17 protein-coding genes and 1 pseudogene are annotated in these 16,700 nt (G+C 62.1%); 10 read left to right on the top strand and 8 right to left on the bottom strand.

Annotation, left to right across the window (positions count from 1 at the left end; genetic code table 11):
* Positions 1-85: 85 nt before the first annotated feature.
* From thrS to glmS, 3 genes are all read left to right on the top strand, one after another.
* Positions 86-2,032 (top strand): threonine--tRNA ligase, encoded by a 1,947-nt coding sequence (gene thrS, locus BMX07_RS13785; protein ID WP_090618501.1) that lies wholly within the window; start codon positions 86-88, stop codon positions 2,030-2,032.
* 163 nt (positions 2,033-2,195) lie between these two features.
* Complete coding sequence (locus BMX07_RS13780; RefSeq protein ID WP_090618500.1) at positions 2,196-2,906, top strand: phosphoribosyltransferase family protein; 711 nt, start codon at positions 2,196-2,198, stop codon at positions 2,904-2,906.
* A gap of 193 nt (positions 2,907-3,099) precedes the next feature.
* Positions 3,100-3,546 (top strand): methylaspartate mutase subunit S, encoded by a 447-nt coding sequence (glmS, locus tag BMX07_RS13775; protein ID WP_090618499.1) that lies wholly within the window; start codon positions 3,100-3,102, stop codon positions 3,544-3,546.
* Positions 3,547-3,694: 148 nt separating this feature from the next.
* Here the strand turns inward: glmS and BMX07_RS13770 are convergent, their stop codons facing one another.
* The 3 genes from BMX07_RS13770 to BMX07_RS13760 form a co-directional block, all read right to left on the bottom strand.
* Positions 3,695-4,129 (bottom strand): universal stress protein, encoded by a 435-nt coding sequence (locus BMX07_RS13770; protein WP_090618498.1) that lies wholly within the window; start codon positions 4,127-4,129, stop codon positions 3,695-3,697.
* A 165-nt stretch (positions 4,130-4,294) separates the two neighbouring features.
* Positions 4,295-4,885 (bottom strand): 50S ribosomal protein L15e, encoded by a 591-nt coding sequence (locus BMX07_RS13765; RefSeq protein ID WP_090618497.1) that lies wholly within the window; start codon positions 4,883-4,885, stop codon positions 4,295-4,297.
* A gap of 232 nt (positions 4,886-5,117) precedes the next feature.
* The gene (locus BMX07_RS13760) at positions 5,118-5,648 is read right to left on the bottom strand and encodes a hypothetical protein (RefSeq protein WP_090618496.1); all 531 of its coding nucleotides are present in this window, start codon (positions 5,646-5,648) and stop codon (positions 5,118-5,120) included.
* Positions 5,649-5,853: 205 nt separating this feature from the next.
* Between BMX07_RS13760 and BMX07_RS13755 the strand changes: the two genes are divergently transcribed.
* From BMX07_RS13755 to BMX07_RS25650, 5 genes and pseudogenes are all read left to right on the top strand, one after another.
* The gene (locus BMX07_RS13755) at positions 5,854-6,585 is read left to right on the top strand and encodes a DUF7847 domain-containing protein (protein ID WP_090618495.1); all 732 of its coding nucleotides are present in this window, start codon (positions 5,854-5,856) and stop codon (positions 6,583-6,585) included.
* 143 nt (positions 6,586-6,728) lie between these two features.
* On the top strand, positions 6,729-7,427 hold the full coding sequence (locus BMX07_RS13750; RefSeq protein WP_090618494.1) for a YqjF family protein: 699 nt from the start codon (positions 6,729-6,731) through the stop codon (positions 7,425-7,427).
* A 182-nt stretch (positions 7,428-7,609) separates the two neighbouring features.
* Positions 7,610-7,978: a UPF0175 family protein gene (locus BMX07_RS13745; protein WP_090618493.1), complete on the top strand. Its 369-nt coding sequence runs from the start codon at positions 7,610-7,612 to the stop codon at positions 7,976-7,978.
* On the top strand, positions 7,975-8,481 hold the full coding sequence (locus tag BMX07_RS13740) for a PIN domain-containing protein (protein WP_090618492.1): 507 nt from the start codon (positions 7,975-7,977) through the stop codon (positions 8,479-8,481). Before BMX07_RS13745 ends, BMX07_RS13740 begins: the two co-directional genes overlap by 4 nt.
* A gap of 15 nt (positions 8,482-8,496) precedes the next feature.
* Positions 8,497-8,619, top strand: a pseudogene (locus BMX07_RS25650) (ketopantoate reductase family protein); the annotation flags it as partial.
* A gap of 192 nt (positions 8,620-8,811) precedes the next feature.
* On the opposite strand, the gene BMX07_RS13730 reads toward BMX07_RS25650, so the two are convergent.
* The gene (locus BMX07_RS13730) at positions 8,812-9,441 is read right to left on the bottom strand and encodes a hypothetical protein (RefSeq protein ID WP_090618491.1); all 630 of its coding nucleotides are present in this window, start codon (positions 9,439-9,441) and stop codon (positions 8,812-8,814) included.
* 162 nt (positions 9,442-9,603) lie between these two features.
* Entirely contained in the window at positions 9,604-10,188 is a 585-nt protein-coding gene (locus BMX07_RS13725) for a helix-turn-helix transcriptional regulator (protein ID WP_090618490.1), read from the bottom strand.
* A gap of 150 nt (positions 10,189-10,338) precedes the next feature.
* On the opposite strand from BMX07_RS13725, the gene BMX07_RS13720 reads away from it, so the two are divergent.
* Together BMX07_RS13720 and BMX07_RS13715 are read left to right on the top strand one after the other, a co-directional pair.
* Positions 10,339-10,959: a hypothetical protein gene (locus BMX07_RS13720; protein WP_090618489.1), complete on the top strand. Its 621-nt coding sequence runs from the start codon at positions 10,339-10,341 to the stop codon at positions 10,957-10,959.
* A 212-nt stretch (positions 10,960-11,171) separates the two neighbouring features.
* Entirely contained in the window at positions 11,172-12,848 is a 1,677-nt protein-coding gene (locus BMX07_RS13715; RefSeq protein ID WP_090618488.1) for a transposase, read from the top strand.
* Positions 12,849-13,180: 332 nt separating this feature from the next.
* Here BMX07_RS13715 and BMX07_RS13710 read toward each other — a convergent pair whose 3' ends face one another.
* The 3 genes from BMX07_RS13710 to BMX07_RS13700 form a co-directional block, all read right to left on the bottom strand.
* Positions 13,181-14,089: a serine/threonine-protein kinase RIO2 gene (locus BMX07_RS13710; protein WP_090618487.1), complete on the bottom strand. Its 909-nt coding sequence runs from the start codon at positions 14,087-14,089 to the stop codon at positions 13,181-13,183.
* 251 nt (positions 14,090-14,340) lie between these two features.
* Positions 14,341-14,862 (bottom strand): GNAT family N-acetyltransferase, encoded by a 522-nt coding sequence (locus tag BMX07_RS13705; RefSeq protein WP_090618486.1) that lies wholly within the window; start codon positions 14,860-14,862, stop codon positions 14,341-14,343.
* Between the two features lie 92 nt (positions 14,863-14,954).
* Positions 14,955-16,700 (bottom strand): M3 family oligoendopeptidase, encoded by a 1,746-nt coding sequence (locus tag BMX07_RS13700; RefSeq protein ID WP_090618485.1) that lies wholly within the window; start codon positions 16,698-16,700, stop codon positions 14,955-14,957.

The raw sequence follows: 16,700 nt of genomic DNA, 5'->3' as shown, positions 1-16,700 counted from the left end.
ACAGTCGAGCGGCCAAGGCGGACGCCCGACCGAACTTCTCATCGAAGTTCCCAGACCAGCGACAGCCACACGCACATCGATACCCATGTCAGAATCAGATTCCCAGTCACAGGAGCAGATAGCGGTCGTACTGCCAGACGGTTCGGAGCTCGAGGTCGCCGCGGACGCGACGGTCGAGGACTGCGCCTACGAGATCGGCCCCGGACTCGGTAGCGACACGGTCGCCGGCAAACTCGACGGCGAACTCGTCGCCAAGGAGGCTCCGGTCTACGACGGTGCCGAACTCGAGATCGTCACGGATCAGTCCGACGAGTACCTCGAGGTCATGCGCCACTCCGCATCCCACTGTCTCGCCCAGGCCGTCGAGCGCCACTACGACGACGTCGACCTCGCTATCGGCCCGCCGACGGACGAGGGCTTCTACTACGACTTCGACAACCTCGACGTCGACGAGGCGGATCTCGCCGACCTCGAAGCGGAGATGGAAGCGATCATCGACGAGGACTACGAGATCGAACGCGAGGACGTCTCGATCGAGGAGGCCGAACGGCGGCTGGCCGACGAACCGTACAAACTCGAGTTGCTCGCAGAGTTCGCCGACGAGAACGACACCGTGTCGTTCTATCGGCAGGGCGAGTGGGAGGACCTCTGTGCCGGCCCACACGTCGACTCGACGGGCGAGATCGGCGCGATCGAACTGCTCGAGATCGCCGGCGCTTACTGGCGCGGCGACGAGGAGAACACGATGCAGACGCGCATCTACGGCACCGCCTTCGAGGACGAGGGCGATCTCGAGGCGTTCCTCGAGCGCAAGCAGGAGGCCGAGAAGCGCGATCACCGACGGATCGGCAACGAGATGAACCTCTTCTCGATCCAGGACGTCACCGGTCCCGGCCTGCCGCTCTATCACCCCGCCGGGAAGACGGTCCTCTCGGAGCTCGAGGCATTCGTCGAGGAGTTAAACGAGGACGCGGGCTACGACTACGTCGAGACGCCCCACGTCTTCAAGACGGACCTCTGGCATCGGTCCGGCCACTACGAGAACTATCAGGACGACATGTTCATCTTCGACGTCGGCGACGACGAGTTCGGCCTGAAGCCGATGAACTGTCCCGGCCACGCCGCCATCTTCCAGGACCACTCCTGGAGCTACCGCGATCTGCCGATTCGCTACGCGGAGAACGGGAAGGTCTACCGGAAAGAGCAACGCGGGGAACTCTCCGGGCTCTCACGAGTCTGGGCGTTCACCATCGACGACGGCCACCTGTTCGTCCGACCCGAGCAGATCAAAAGCGAGGTCGAAGAGATCATGGAGATGATCACCGACGTCCTCGAGACGTTCGACTTGGAGTACGAGATGGCCCTGGCCACGCGCCCGGAGAAGAGCGTCGGGAGCGACGAGATCTGGGAGCGCGCGGAGGCGCAACTCGAGAGCGTGCTCGACTCGCACGGCCACGAGTACGAGATCGAGGACGGCGACGGCGCGTTCTACGGGCCGAAGATCGACTTCGCCTTCGAGGACGCCATCGGCCGCTCGTGGGACGGTCCCACGGTGCAACTGGACTTCAACATGCCCGAGCGGTTCGACCTGAACTACGTCGGCGAGGACAACGAGGAACACCGTCCCGTCATGATCCACCGCGCGCTGTACGGCAGCTACGAGCGGTTCTTCATGATGCTCATCGAGCACTACGAGGGACGGTTCCCGCTGTGGCTCGCGCCCGAACAGGTCCGCGTGCTGCCGATCTCCGACGATAACCTCGGCTACGCCCACCGCGTCGCAAACGAATTCGACGACTTCCGCGTCGAGGTCGACGGTCGCGACTCGACCCTGGAGCGGAAGATTCGCGCGGCCCACGACGATCGCGTCCCCTACCAGATCATCGTCGGCGACAACGAGGAGGAAGACGGAAACATCTCGGTGCGGGACCGCTTCGAGGACCAGGAGTACGACGTCGAAATCGACGAGTTCCGGAAGCACCTCGAGGCCGAGCGCGACGAGCAGCGGACGGAACCGGACTTCCTGCAGTAACGACTCGTCTCCGTCGCGTTCGGTGGGGGCGACGGCCGCCACGACGCCCGTTCGCGACCGGTCTCCGTCGACGGCTCTGCCTCGAGCGACGGCCACGTTCGTGCTGATTTGACGATCTGATTCCGATCGTAATACCCATGGTTGCGGAATCGTGCATAGCAGTATGAACAGAGCCGAGAAGGCGGCCCTCCAGTTGCGGGCCGTCGACGTCCTGCGGATGTTGAAGGAGACGCGGACCTACGACGAACTCGCCGAGACGACGGGGCTCCCGGCGGGCGACCTGAACCGGTACGTCAACGGACACGTCCTTCCCGGAACCGATCGCGCGCGCGACGTCGTCGACGATCTCGGTCGGGAGGCACTGGGCCGGGAGCTCGACGCACGGATCAGCGTCGACGACGAGGGGTACGTCGACAACTCCGCGACCGTCTTCGACCAGCCCTTCCTCGATCTGGCCGCCCCGGTCGTGGCCAACGGGTTCGACTTCGAGCGGCCGGACGTCGTCCTCACCGCTGCGACCGACGGGATCACGCTCGCGGCCGCGCTCGCGAGTTACTACGGCGTCCGCTGTGCCTACGCCAAGAAGAGCAAGGAGACCGCCGTCGAGGAGTTCATCGAGGCCCGCCAGCGGCTCCAGTCCGGGATCGAACTCACCTATTACCTGCCCGCTTCGGCCGTCGATCCCGGTGAATCGGTTCTGGTCGTCGACGATCTCATCCGCTCGGGAGAGACCCAGGAACTCCTGTTAGATATCGTCGAGACGGCCGAGGCCGAGGTCGCCGGCGTCTTCGCGCTCATCGCGGCCGGTGAAGACGGCATCTGGCGCGCCCGCGAGCGCACCGATGCCCCGATCGGGGCGCTCACGAGCGTCTGACCGAACGACTCGCCGTCGGCTCGCTGCCGAGACGATCCGTCGAAAATTTCGATCGAGAGCGAACGGACGACACATCGACCGGGCCGTTCGCTGGACGGCCGCAAGTAACCGCAGGAGGGAGACCGTGTGAACGAGTAGCACATTATTAATCATTAGGTTTATGGTGGTCCCCCCAGTTTGTGGTGGTACGCACATGACGAAGACAGTCATCCTCGGCGTGATCGGGTCCGACGCTCACGTCGTCGGGATTACCATCCTGGAACAGGCGCTGGAGGCAGCCGGATTCGACGTCGTCAACCTGGGGGTCCAGAGCTCGCAGGAAGAGTTCGTCGAAGCCGCATCCGCCAACGACGCCGAGGCTGTACTCGTCTCGTCGCTCTACGGCCACGCCAAACAGGACTGCGAGGGCTTCCACCAGCTGATCGCGGATTCCGACCTCGACGTGACGACCTACATCGGCGGCAACCTCGCCGTCGGGCAGGACGACTTCGAGGAGACGCGGAAATTCTTCCGCGAGATGGGATTCGATCGGGTCTTCGACTCCGAGACCGATCCCGAGGAGGCTATCGAGGCACTCCGGGCCGATCTGGACATGCGCTCGACCGAGAGCGAACGGGAAAGCCAGACGGTCTCGGCCTGAGCCCGGCCGCTCGCCTTCCCCGAGCCGGCCGACGGCGACGCCGCTTTCGTTTCGATCGCATCGCCGAGCGACCGCTGTCCTCGAAACGCTACGTCCTCCCACGTGATCGCTCGCTGCACGGTCGGGTCCGAGAGCGATCGGCGACCGACTACCGAACGATCGTCACCGGAACGGGCGAGCGACGCGCGACCGTCTCCGCGACGCTGCCGAGGAGGATCCGACTCGCGCCCGTCCGACCGTGGCTGCCGACGACGATGTGATCCACGTCGTTGTCGGCGGCGTAATCGACGATCGATCGCGAAACGCCGCCGACGACGTGCTCCGTCTCGAGATCGACGCCGTGCTCGGTCGCTCGCTCCCGCGCGTCCTCGAGGATCCCCTCGGCACGCTCCTGGTGGTGACTCTCGATCTCGTCGTAGTTGGCCATCGCGGTCCCCTCGATGCCGCTGACCGCGTAGAAATCGCCCGGATCGAGGACGTAGAGCGCGGTGATCGTCGCGTCCGGATACTCCGTGCAGGCGAACTCGAGCGCCTCAGTCGACTGGTCCGAGTTGTCGACTGCCACGAGAACGTGTTGTGCCATACCCATCGATACGACAGCCCGCGGAATAAGTCCACCTCCGAGTCCAGCGTACTGGGAGTACGATGCGGCGAACAGCCGTTCGATCGGCGATCGCCTCACGGTCCGGCCGCTCTCGGTTCGGGACGCGTCGCGAAAAATCGGTGTGGGATCGGTTGCGGCGGCCGCTTACTTCGCGCGGCCCTGGCCGCCGTTGTTGGACGGGCGGACCTTCTCCGCACCCTTGCCGCGGTTGTTGAGGCCTCGGTTGGCCGTGCCGGCGTTGGTGAGGCCGCGGAACGCGCGGTTCGTGTGATCGTCGTTGCAGATCCAGTTGAGGTCGTCGTCGTTCTCGATCGCGGGGTGGTTCGGGTCCACGAGGATCACTTCGAACCACTTCTGCGAGCCGTCTTCCCCGACCCAGTAGCTGTTGAGCACCCGCAGGTTGGGGTACTTCCGGGAGACGCGCTCCTCACCGATGCGCTGGATGTTCTTGCGCCGTCCGATGCGGTTGACACCCTGGCGCTTCGAGCGCCGACCGGCCGTGAACCGTTCCTTTCGGGCGGTCCCTTTCCGGACCGAGACCCGGGTCACGATAATGCCCTGTTTGGCCTTGTAGCCGAGTTCGCGTGCCTTGTCGAGACGCGTCGGGCGATCGATCCGCTCGATCGCACCCTGATCGCGCCACTCCTGCTTTCGCTGCCACTGCAGCTCCCCGAGCTTGCCGTCGTCGGGGTCCTTCCATGCGTCCTTGATGTGGGAATAGAAGCTTTTTGCCATTGTATTCACCCGCGGGCGTTTGCTGGTTCAATCCCGACCGGGGCACGCGCCCCGCGGATCACATCCCGACCTGTGACGGCTGTCGTACAGGTGCCCGCTGATGCCCGCGAACCAGCGAGTCTATGCTTCCTTCCCAACTCTCGAGTATAAGGGCTTCGAACTTCGAGGGCGCACTCGCCGCCAGCGGTATCGTTGGGGCGCTCGCTCGAGAGATGTGCCCGGCGGATCGGGTCTAGCGCACCGGGGCGTGCTCGCGCACGCCGCTCGGCATGACCCCGTTGACCGTCGCGAAGACGCTGCTCAGGACCAGCCCGTAGACGAGGTGGCCGAGACCGAACAGGAGCGCGCTGAACAGCTCCGCTGTGGGCCCCGTGATCGGCAGGAACGGCAGCGGCAACGCCGCCACCCCGGCCCGTTCCATCGCCAGCGGAAACAGGACGCCGCCGGCGAAGAGCCCGAGGACCGCGCCGAAGGCGAGCCCGAGGACGACGTAATCGCTGAAATTATCCACGAACTGCTGGACCGCTCGCCGCGAGGCGAGCGCGGCGAACAGCAGCCCGAACACGATACTGATCATCAGGTGGATCGTCCATCCGACACCGACCGCTGTGCCGGGGTTCGCCGCGAGCCCACCCAGCAACTCGATCTGGTTGCCGCCCAGATGGAGGACCAGCCCCATGGCGACCCCGCCGACTAATCCACCGGTGAGGCCGCCACCCCAGATACCGACGCCGTCGAGACTATGTGTGTTATTACCACTCATATGTCGGGCTACGGAATCGAACGCCATTAAGCCTCTCATCGATCGGTATTCGCGACAATCGCTCGCGGAAACCGATGGTTGCGGCTGCTCGAACGAGTCCGATAGCGGAGACGCACTCTCGAATCTCCACGCGGCCCCGATCGTCACGTTCCCCGACATATATGTCAGGTGCTACATATATCTCCTCGAGGCGCGTACGGGGCGTATGGTCTTCAGCATCATCGACGCGATGACCGACGGGTTCTCCCGCACCATCGAGCGGAACGGACTCGTCTTCGTCGCCGTATTCGTCGTCCTCGCACTGTTGAATGCGCTCGTCGTCAGCGTCGGTTTCGGATCGGCCGCCGACACGAGCCCTGTCTCGGCGCTCGTCGGTGCCGTCTCCGGGCTGCTCTCGATCGCGCTCGGTCTCGTGATGATCGCGACCGCCGTCATCGCCCTCCGGACGTTCGCGTCCGACGAAACCGAGACGATTCCCCGCGAGTTCCGCAGCCGGAAGATCGCGTTCGCCACGCTCAACGTGTTCGTGGGCACGTTCGTCTTCGCGCTGCTCGTCGCCGTCGGCAGCGTCTTCCTGCTCGTTCCGGGACTGTTCCTGCTCGTTTCCCTCTACTACTGGACCGTCTTCGTCGCGGTCGAGGACGAGAACTTCGTCCGAGCGTTCCGCAGCAGCTGGACGCTGACGTCGGGCAGTCGCCTCCGCCTGTTCGGGCTCGGCGTCGCCGTCCTCGTCGCCGGCCTCGCCGTCAACGGCGCCGCCGCGCTTCCGGCGGTCCTGCTCGGCGATGCCGCCGGGTTCGTCCTCGCGCAACTCGTCGCGGCGGTCGTCACCGTCTACACCGTCGCGACCACCGCCCGAGCCTACGACCAACTCCGCGGGCTCGAGCATCCCCCCGATGCAGAGCCGCAGCCGGGATCGGCCGGAACGCCGGCTTGAGGCGCGGCGGGTTTCCGTCGCCTCTTCGAGCGGTCCGAGACCGTCGCGGCGTCCGAGACGACGGACGCCGTGAAATCGAACCGTCCGCCGACCGACGCGATCGGAACGGAAACGCGTATCAACCGCGTGACCGTTTCGAACGCATGGTAGTTCCGCTGGAGATGGGGTGGCGACACCTCCTGTTCGAGAACTGGCCGGTCGATGCGGACGTGCTCGACGCGCACCTCCCCGACCGACTCACCGTCGACACGCACGACGGGGCCGGGTGGCTCTCGGTCGTCCCGTTTACCAACGTCGCCGTTCGGCCGCGAGGCGTCCCGTCGCGGCTGGGCGTACTGCTGCCCGAACTCAACCTCCGGACGTACGTCACCTGTGACGGCGAGCCGGGGGTCTACTTCTTCAGTCTCGACGCCGAGGGCGTGACGAGCGTGCTCGGTGCGCGTTGCTTTCAGCACCTCCCGTACTACTACGCCCGGATTTCGCTCGCTCGAACCGACGACGGCCGCGTGGGGTTCTCGAGTCACCGGCGTCATCCCGGCGCACGACCCGCGGCCTACGAAGCCACCTACGGACCGGCCGGCGAACCGTTCTCGGCACCGGACGATCCGCTGGCACGGTTCCTCCTCGAGCGGTACCGGTTTTACACCGAAGCGCCCGACGGAACCATCCGGTACACGGACGTCGACCACGACCCGTGGACGCTCTATCCGGCGACGGCCGACGTCGAGACGAACACCCTGTTCACCGCGAACGGGTTCCGATTCCCGGAGACGGACCCGATCACCTACTACAGCCCCGGTGTGGACGTGATCGCCGGGCGAAGTCAGCGGTTGGCGGAGTGAGAGCGGGGCTCTCCCCGTACGGCGGGTCCAATCGCTGCCTACGCGTTCAGACTACAGATTTGATATAGCACTATTTGATGTATGGCGTAATTCCCCCCAGTAGTTGAGACCGGTCGTTTCAATGCATATGGTACCCCGGCGTCGTTCATAAATAGTATGAAGACGTAGTCTCGGATAGAACGATGGCACGAATTACCGGCTCCTACCCAGACGATCTCGACCTCCTCATTGAGGGGGCCGTCGAGGCTGGTGTGTTCGGGGGCAAGAGCGATGCGTTACGCGAGTTCGTGCGTGAATACTTCGAGGACCACGAGAACGAACGGATTGCAGCTGCGGTCGCCCTCTACGAACGCGAGCGGATCACACTCGGTGATGCTGCGAGACTCGCTGATGTCGATCGTTGGACGATGCGTGATATTCTCCGCGAGCATAGTGTTGAACTTCGCCTCGGCCTCGTTGACGAAGACGACGCAGCCTACGAGGTAGAGGCAGCACGCGAACTCGAATTCGATGATGAAGATTCGGATGACGAGGAGTCTCCTGCAAAATGACAGGTGACGAAATTCCAGCGGATCCGAGCGTCCTGAATACGACTGTTCTCTCGAATTTTGCGTATATTGACCAACTGTGGGTGGTTGTAGGACTCTCTGGAATCTGCGCAGTTCCGGTCGTTCGCGAGGAACTCGAAAACGGCGTTGATGATCATCCGTATCTTCAGCCAGCGCTCAATATACTTGACGACGAGATTCCAGTCGCGACGATTTCGGATACTGTCGCAAACAGAGAAGCCGTTGTTGGTGAGCATCTCGATCCCGGGGAAGCACAGGCGTTTGCCTTGGCGGACGCACACGACGGTCGACTGCTGACAGACGACGGAGATGCCCGGTCGTTTGCGAAAGACCAGGGGGTGACCGTTGTCGGGTCGGTTGGCGTTCTGTTGGCTGCAATCGATGCTGGGAAGATCGATGAAGCCACTGCTGACGAGTGGCTGTCGACGTGGATCGATGAGATTGGCTACTACGTCCCGTATCGAACGGTTTCGGAGTATCGATGACGGGCTTGCTCGAAGTTCGAAACCACTGGCACCGAAACCACCGTCGCCGCCGACATGCCACGGCGACTCTGGGAGAAACTAGCGGTCAACACGGGCATCAACGCCATGACTGCGCTGGCTCGCGTCGAGAGCGGCGCGCCACGGAGGTCGACGCCATCAACGGCTAAGTGACCGAGCGAATCGCCGCGCCGGTCAACCGGACGCTCGCCGACCTCCTGCGGACCTGGGAGCGAGACAGGGGCATCCGGTGAGGCCTCGAATCGAGAAGCAGACGGGACCCGCGAACGGGTCGCAGCCCGGTTCACCTCGACCGGACGCCCGTGAAGCCAGCTATTCGGTCAGCGTCAACGTGACGGTTCCGTCCTCGGACGCGACCGTCTGGTTGTTCGACCCGGTCTCGATGCTGACGGTGTCGGCGTCGTCGTTGCCGTCGACGTCGAACGCGACCGAGCCGTCGACGGCGTCGGCCGACTGCTCGGTCACGAGTCGGTCGGTCCCGTTACCGACCACAAACTCACCATCGTCGGTCCGTTCGACGCTCATCCCGTTGGACTGGTCGAGCGTCACCGGTTCCGAGAGGTCCGTCACCGTGCCGCGGTCTATATCGACCCTCGCAGTGACGCGCGTCTCGTTCGGGGCGTCAGCCGACGCGACATCGACGAACACCGTGTCGTCGTCCGGCATGCCGTCCCACACCTCTAAGTGAACGGCCTCGCCGTCCTCGACGTAGCTCCGCACGTCGTCGTTCGCCCACGCGGCCTCGACGGCCGCGTCGACCTGCTCGGTCTCGAGCGTGTCGTTGGGGTCGATTACTTCCGTCGTGGACTTGTCGGGGAGATCACTGTTCGTCTGTGCTGTTCCGTCCGCCGGGGAGTCTTGGGCACTCCCGGCAGCCATCGCACCGCCCGCGCCGACGACGACCAGCGCCGTCAGCGCGAGCGCGACTAGTTTGTATCGCATCTCTGTGTACACCTTGTCGAGAGGCCCCGGCGTCGGCGTCTCGGCGCGCAGCGACGGGTCGTCGTCACCGGGGCGCTCTCGATATGACCTTGGCTGAAAGAGCGGATAGTCGTTTATTGGAAACTCCTTGTGAACTGCTTCGAGAGCGGTTGTAAATGGGAATTACGCCGTCTGGAGCGCGACGACGTTGCCCATGCCGTGGCGCTTGCGCTCGACGAGCCCCTTGCTTTCGAGCGTATCGAGCGTCCGGCTGACCGTCGCCTTCGAGAGGTCGGTCTCCTCGACGATGCGTCGCTGCTCTATCTCGCCGTCGGCGTTGACCACGAGCGCGAAGACGACCTCTTCGTTGTCCTTGAGACGGGCGGCGTGCTCCGCGAGCAAATCGCCTCGCTCCTCGCCGTCCTCGTCGGCGGTCTCGCTCGCCGCGTCCGCTGGTGCCTGTGGCGAGGGGCCTGGTACCGGCTCGGACGGCTGGTCACGTGGCTGCTCCCGCATCGGCAGTGACTGCCCGACGCTCTCCCTGACCAGATACATCGTACTCAACCCCAGCAGATACCCCGAGACGGTGACCACGGACACGTCGCGAAAGGTGAAATACTCCCCGACTTGGGTGGTTTCGGTCCCGTTCTGGCCGACGGAGACCATCAGGGGCGTCGGCGTAATCAACTGGATGGCGAGTACGATCGCCGCGACGACGAAGACGGCGGCCGCGACGAGTTGCTTGCCGTGGAGGGCACGCAAATCCATACTGGCAGGTATCCGACGACTCGGTTTAATGTCTATCGCTCTTTGCCCGAAAAGCGGGGCTGGAACGCCTGTACAACTGCTTTTCAATCGCTTTCCAACCGCTTTCACCGCAGCATTCATTGGCCCTTTCAGCCAACCGTACGGACACTGATGTCGAACGATATCGGGGCGACGCTCCTGTTCCTGGGCGGGCTGGTGGCTCTCAGTGTCGTCTTCGCCGGCGTCGGCACGTCTTTCGGGCAGACCGACCCGCTACGTGAGGGCGGGCCCACTCCCAAATTCGTCGTTTCGGACGAGAACGTCTCGTTCGCCGACGGTGAGCGGACGGCGACCGTCGTCGAGAACCTTAGTCGCGTCGGCAGGATCGAAATCGAGCGGCGAGACGACGGGGGCGTCCACATCAGCACGGCCCCCGACCAGCAGCGCGAGCGGGCGAAGGCCATCGCGACGGCCAACGCGACCGTCCGGGACCGCCTCGACGAGGTCGGCGACTACAGACTCACTGTCGCCCACACCTATCGAGTCGAGGCGATGAATGCGACGGCTCGTGACGCGGGCGACGACGCCGCCACCTTCGAGCTGCGACGCGACACTGCGTCAAGCGACGAAGACGGCGTGGTTGTCGTCGAACGCGCTCCGGCGGCCGACGACGGCACGGTCACGCTCCAAGTCGAACACGCCGACAGCGGCGAGGTGCGGTACAGCGTGCGGGTCGATCTGACGAACGGCACCGTGACCCAGATTACGGAGGGGGTGTTGCTGGAGCTGTGAACATCGAATGGGACGAGAACGACAGTGAGGAGGGTGGTAGAAGTAGTCAGTTAGAAACCGAGTAGTCACTCCGCAGATCTCTTGGCCGGCTGATTCATATAGGGTTCTCGGAACAAACAAACGAGTTTGCTGAACGATCCTCTGTATTCAGTACATCTGCTGTATTGAGCAGTTGGACGAATACTTGAGCGTGTCGCCGCCACCATCCCGCCGTGGCCCTGACACGTGAGTCTCGCCGCACTGTCTTCCGGCAGATCGCCCAGCGATCCTACGCCGACTGGCCCACCTACGAATCGAGCCCGCTGTTCGATCGCTCATCCCTCTCAGCGCTGGAATCGGATGTTCGCCTTGTTGCGGAAACATGGTTTAAGCATGACGATCATGAGGCCGTCGAACCATTCGTCCACGCAGTGCCGCTCGCATACGTCCAGTTTGATGCACACGACCGATACGCAGGGTCAACGAGCTACGAGATGGAGACGCTGTTTCGCCTGTTCTTGCTGAAGGAACTCTACGGCTGGGACCACGAAACCGCTCTCGTTGAATACCTCACCAGGCATCCCGATCTCTGTGATCAACTGGACCTGGAGTCGGTCCCCGATCAGTCCACACTGTGGCGGAGCTGGCACAAACGGTTCACTGTTGAACTCCAGGATACCGTCGAGACGGCAGCACGGACCATCCTCATCAAAGCCCAAAACGCGGGCGTCACAGTCCCGCGAAAGCCAGACCGACAGAACCGCAGACACCGTGACGAGAATACGGAATCGAACCCATCTGACCAGACCGTATTAGAGCAGGCTGAGACCGTCACTGAGAAGGTGAGTCGCGTTGGGTTCCCAGCGTTCTCACTGAACCGTGGCGAGGGCTGTGAAATCCACGAGAACGCCTACTTAGATCTCCAGACCTATCTCGGACTTCGAGAGAACCTTGCCGTCAACGAAGGGGCTCGGAGCTTCATTCACGAATCTAATCGGGAGCGGACACCGCTCGGCCACGCCCATCGGGAGCATATACGCGACCTCACCATCGAACAGATTCGTGAGATGTACCGCCAAGCCATTGGCCGACTGCTGGACCGTATCGCGGAGATTGAGGAATTCTTCCGAGCCGGCATTGTCGCGATCGATATCACCGAGGACGATCCCTTCACGGGCGATAGGACGAACCATGAAGACGAGATTATCGGGACGAAGGAGAAAACCGACGAGTACGCCTACCAGTGGGCGACGGTCCAGCTGGTTGGGAACGCTGTTCCAATAGTCCTCGATGCGCGCCCAGTTCGGAAAGGCGATACACGCAAGGAGATCGTTGCGGACCTCTTGGACTCTGCTGAAGCGGCTGTTCATGTCGATAACGTGCTGATGGACCGCGAGTTCGATAGCCAGCACATCCTGGAGATGATCAGCCAGCGCGGCCTCTCCTATGTGGTTCCGAAGCGGATGCATACCAGCGAAAAAGCGCAGGCGAAACGACTTCTCAAGCGCAACAAGGACCGGTACGAGACAGATCGGAAACTGCATCTCGGCGACAACGAGTGGCATTCAACGACGCTCATCTATCGGCGGAAGGAGAATTCCGAACACACCGATCATCGACAGTACTCGGTGTTCATGACAAATACGGGAACCGGGCATCTCACAGAGTACGGGTACCGGTGGGTGATTGAGAGCGGCTACAAGTCGATCAAGCGGTTCATGGGTGCGACGACCTCGAAGCACTTCGGTCTGCGGTTCTTCTACCTCGCGTTCGCGTGTCTCCTGTACTCGATCTGGCGGGCGGTCGATTTACTCGTGCAGGTACAGTTGACCGGTGAATACGAGCATTCGCCGATCGTGACTGCCGACAACACGCTGACGCTGGTGAAGAAGGAAACGGGAATCGGATAGAGCGGTACTCTGTCCGGGGCAATGCGGATTCCTGAGTGGCAACGCTGTCGGGAATCTCGAAAATTCACCGATCTGGTCGGTAGTACGACACGAGAAGATCCTCGAGAGAGGATTCGAAGCGTCCTCCACTCACAAATTCGCCCGAAACCACGCATTACAGCCCCGCTAAACCCACTGTAGTCTCAACTTCCCATTCCCCTCCTTCGGTCGAAACGAGCACGTCACGTCGATTCCGGGCGCGTCCGAACGAGACGCCCACGATTGCACAGCGAACACGGAATGACCGCTCGTCCCTCGAGAATCGAGTGCCGACTCGATACTGAATCGAGTCGTTACACGTAGCGCTCGAGCGATTCGAACGACTCCGCTTCGATCGCGCGAGCGAGGTCGTCGCTCGCGAGGTCGTCGGGGACGTGCTGGGGGTACTTCCGGCGGAAGTAGCCTACGACGTTCGTCAGGTCGCGGCGGAGGAACTCGCCGGCGTTCTCGTGGTCCGTCGGGACGGCCTGTGGCCAGTCGAAGATCTTCACGCCTTCCTCGTTGACGAAGACGTTGTACTCGCTCATGTCCGCGTGGACGTATCCCGCCGCGTACGCGCGCGCCATCTCGGAGAGCAGGAGCTCGAGGACGCCGAGCACCTGCGCATCCTCGAGTCGGGTCCGCGAGAGCTCGACGCCGTCCATCTTCTCCATGACGATGGCGTGGCGGTTCTGCCCGATCGGCTGCGGGACCGCCACGTCGGGGTAGAGTTCCTCGAGAATACGGTGTTCGCGCTCGGCGGCTTTCCGGGCGGTGTACATCCAGGAGACGTGATCGTTGTCGGACGTGTAATCTCGTTCCTTGTGGACCTCCCGGAAGTTCGTGTAGCCCTCGCGGTGATACTTCAGCGCGAGCGGCTTGTAGGATTTGACCTCGTAGACGTCGCTCTCCTTGCCGACGCCGAGCGGCGAGCCGAACTCGGCGATCGTGTCCTGTTCGACGAGCGCCCGCAGCGCGAGGACGTCGTACCCCTCGAACTGGAGGGTGTATCCCTCGTACTGGATCGTCTTCTTCTCGATCAGCCCGCGCTTGAGACAGCGCTCGAGGCGGTAGTCGACCTCCTCCTCGGGCAGGTTCGCGAACTTCGGGAGCTTCTCCCGCTGGACCCACTCGGAGAATCGCATCCCCTGTTCGACTCCCGAGAGGAGATAGAAGTCTTCTTCCTCGAGTTCCGGGAGTAACCCGGCGACGTTTCGCACCATGGACGTGGGTAGCCGGCGTGTACGTAAAAACGGCGTGACGAGCGATTCACCAGGACATCGATCGAAGACCGCGTCTACCGTCCGTCACGATGCGACCCGTTCATCGCCCGTGACGACCGAATCCATCAGCCCTCGACTGCCCGATCGGCTGCAATGAATCGTATAACAATATATGAATTGTCCCTCGCTGGGGCAGTAGACGGTCCGCTCTCGTCTTCGGCACACGAAATCGTTGCTCGAGTCCGAGACATTCAGATCTCCAGCGTGTAAATGCAGGTCGGATACGCACTGTCCCCGAGCACGTAGCTGCTGGTATCCGTCTTTTCGAACCCTCGGGCCTCGTAAAAGCGCTTGCCGACGTCGTTGTCGGACAGGACCTCGAGTCGGAGCCGTTCGGTCTGCTCTGGCAGCGTCTCGAGCCCCCGTTCGAGAAGGGAGGTTCCAATTCCCCGTCCCCAGTAGTCCGGCTCGACGTAAATCGATTTCAACTCGGCGTCGTTCGTCGTCACGAACGATTTCGTCACGGACGATCCCCATCGGAAATCCGCGAACCCGCGGACGGTGTCATCTTTGTCCACTGCGATCAAGACTCCGTCAGGGCTGTCTCGTAATCGTTCGAACCACTGCTTGACCTCCTCATCGGTCGGATCTACTGTTTGCGCCTGTAGTACGTGCTCTGGAAGCAGTCCCGCGTACGCGTTACGCCATGCTAACCCGTGTACGCTGATCAACTCCCTGACTTCCGCTCGGGATTTCAGGGTTCTAATATCCATGACACCATCTACTATAACCAATCAAAAGAGCATTTCTGTTGGACGAATACTACCCGTGAGGATCGCTCAGCACGTGTCGAACGTCATACTGGTCATACCGAACCGGTGTCGATTCGCTGCAGTAGCTGTTCGACTCGATCGAACACAGCACCGACTGCTGCGTCGTCGAAACGAACGCCGAGTCGCTCGAGGAGGGTGCTCGGTCGTTCGCTGGAACCAGCTTTGAGAAAGGTAAGGTAGTCCTCCGGTCCCGTGTGGTTGCCATCGAGTCGCGTCTCTATCGATATCGCTATCGTTATTCCGAACGCGTATTTCCACGCGGTGTACGGCGTATAGAAGTCGGGAATTCGTTGCCATTCTCGTGTTGCAGCCTCGGTGCACGTAACGACCGGCCAGTGTGACCCGAGACACTCTTCGAAGAGTCGATTGATTCGGGCCGCTCCGAGACGAGATCGGTTTTCGATAGCCTCGTGAACGCGTCGTTCAAAGTCTGACCAGAGCGTTCTCCGGAAGAATTTGTTCCAGACTAATTGGAGAACGTACTCGATCGTTTGTGAACGGAGTCGAGTCCCGCCGTTCGAAATGATGTATCGAGCCAAAAGCAGTTCTTGGAAGGTACTGGGAATTTCGGAGACGAACGTCGGTGGCTGTGTATGGACGTAGCGCTGGTTCTCGTTCGTGAAGCGCGCATGTACGGCGTGACCGACTTCGTGTGCGAGGGTAAACATCGACCGGAGGTTTCCACGATAGTTTGCCATCACGTACGGATGAACTCCGTATGGGCTGTGTGTGTGCGCTTTGTCCCGTTTCTGCCGACCAGGATAGACTTCGATCCACCCCTCGTCGAATACCTGTTGGACCGCCGATTTGTACGCCGAACTGACGAGCTCGGCGGATGTGACGATGTAATCGCACGCCTGAGAATAGGGTACGTCGACTGACTCCGTATCGAGTGGGACATACAGGTCCCAGATATGGAGTTGGTCGACCCCGAGCCGCCTTCGGCGACGCCGAAGGTGAGTGGTGGCCGTAGCGTTTTCACGGACAGTAGTGACGTAGCGACGATACTGGTCGGCAGTCAGACCGTGTGGTCGGAGCGTCGCTTCTAGCGCGGAGTCGAATCCTCTGTCTTTGGCGATCCGTTCGTCCCTCAGTACGGCCGTGCTCAGAATGCCTGCTATCGAGTCTTCTCGTGTGGCTAACTCCTGTTGAACGGCCCGATACGCTTGTTCCCGGTCATTCCGATCGCGTCCGGTAAGTGCAGCCGCAAAATCGGAGTTCCTGAGCTGGCCGTCCTCGTTCGTCCCGTTCAGACCCACTGCTGAGGAAACGTCCGATAGTACATCCTCGTGAAGCGACTCCGGTGCGGAAATAACTGGCTCCAACCGGTGAAGCGTCCGTGCGAACCCCTCGATAGTGGAATTCGGTTGCAGAGACGTAAGATAGCAAAGGAACGTCTCCCGACGACGGAGATCGGAATGGGCTAGCAGGTCTGCCAGTTCGCTCTCGGAGTAGGTAGCCAGTGTATCACGCAGCGCAACTCGAAGCGCTCGAGCCTCCGCAAAGAGCCGGCGGGATTCTCGTACCCGGTTTCGGGCGTCTCGGCTCCTGAGGTTCGTATAATAGGTAACTCGTGCATAGGCAACAAGTCGTTCTACCACCGGCATGATTGCTTCGTACGTTCGGAGGAGAGCAATAGCGTCCGACGGCTCCTCTATGAGCGCTGATCGGTCGTCGAGGCGTGCGCTGACGCGCTCAAGGCTGGTCCAGAACGCATCCGACGACTCGTATATGTCCTCGGGAGACCACGTTACTGATCGGTCCGTACTGTCGTCCAT

Origin of the sequence: Natrinema salaciae (genome assembly GCF_900110865.1) — an archaeon.
Lineage (GTDB): Archaea > Halobacteriota > Halobacteria > Halobacteriales > Natrialbaceae > Natrinema > Natrinema salaciae.
Note: the sequence above shows the minus strand (reverse complement) of the source record. Positions and strands in the feature narration are given on the sequence as shown.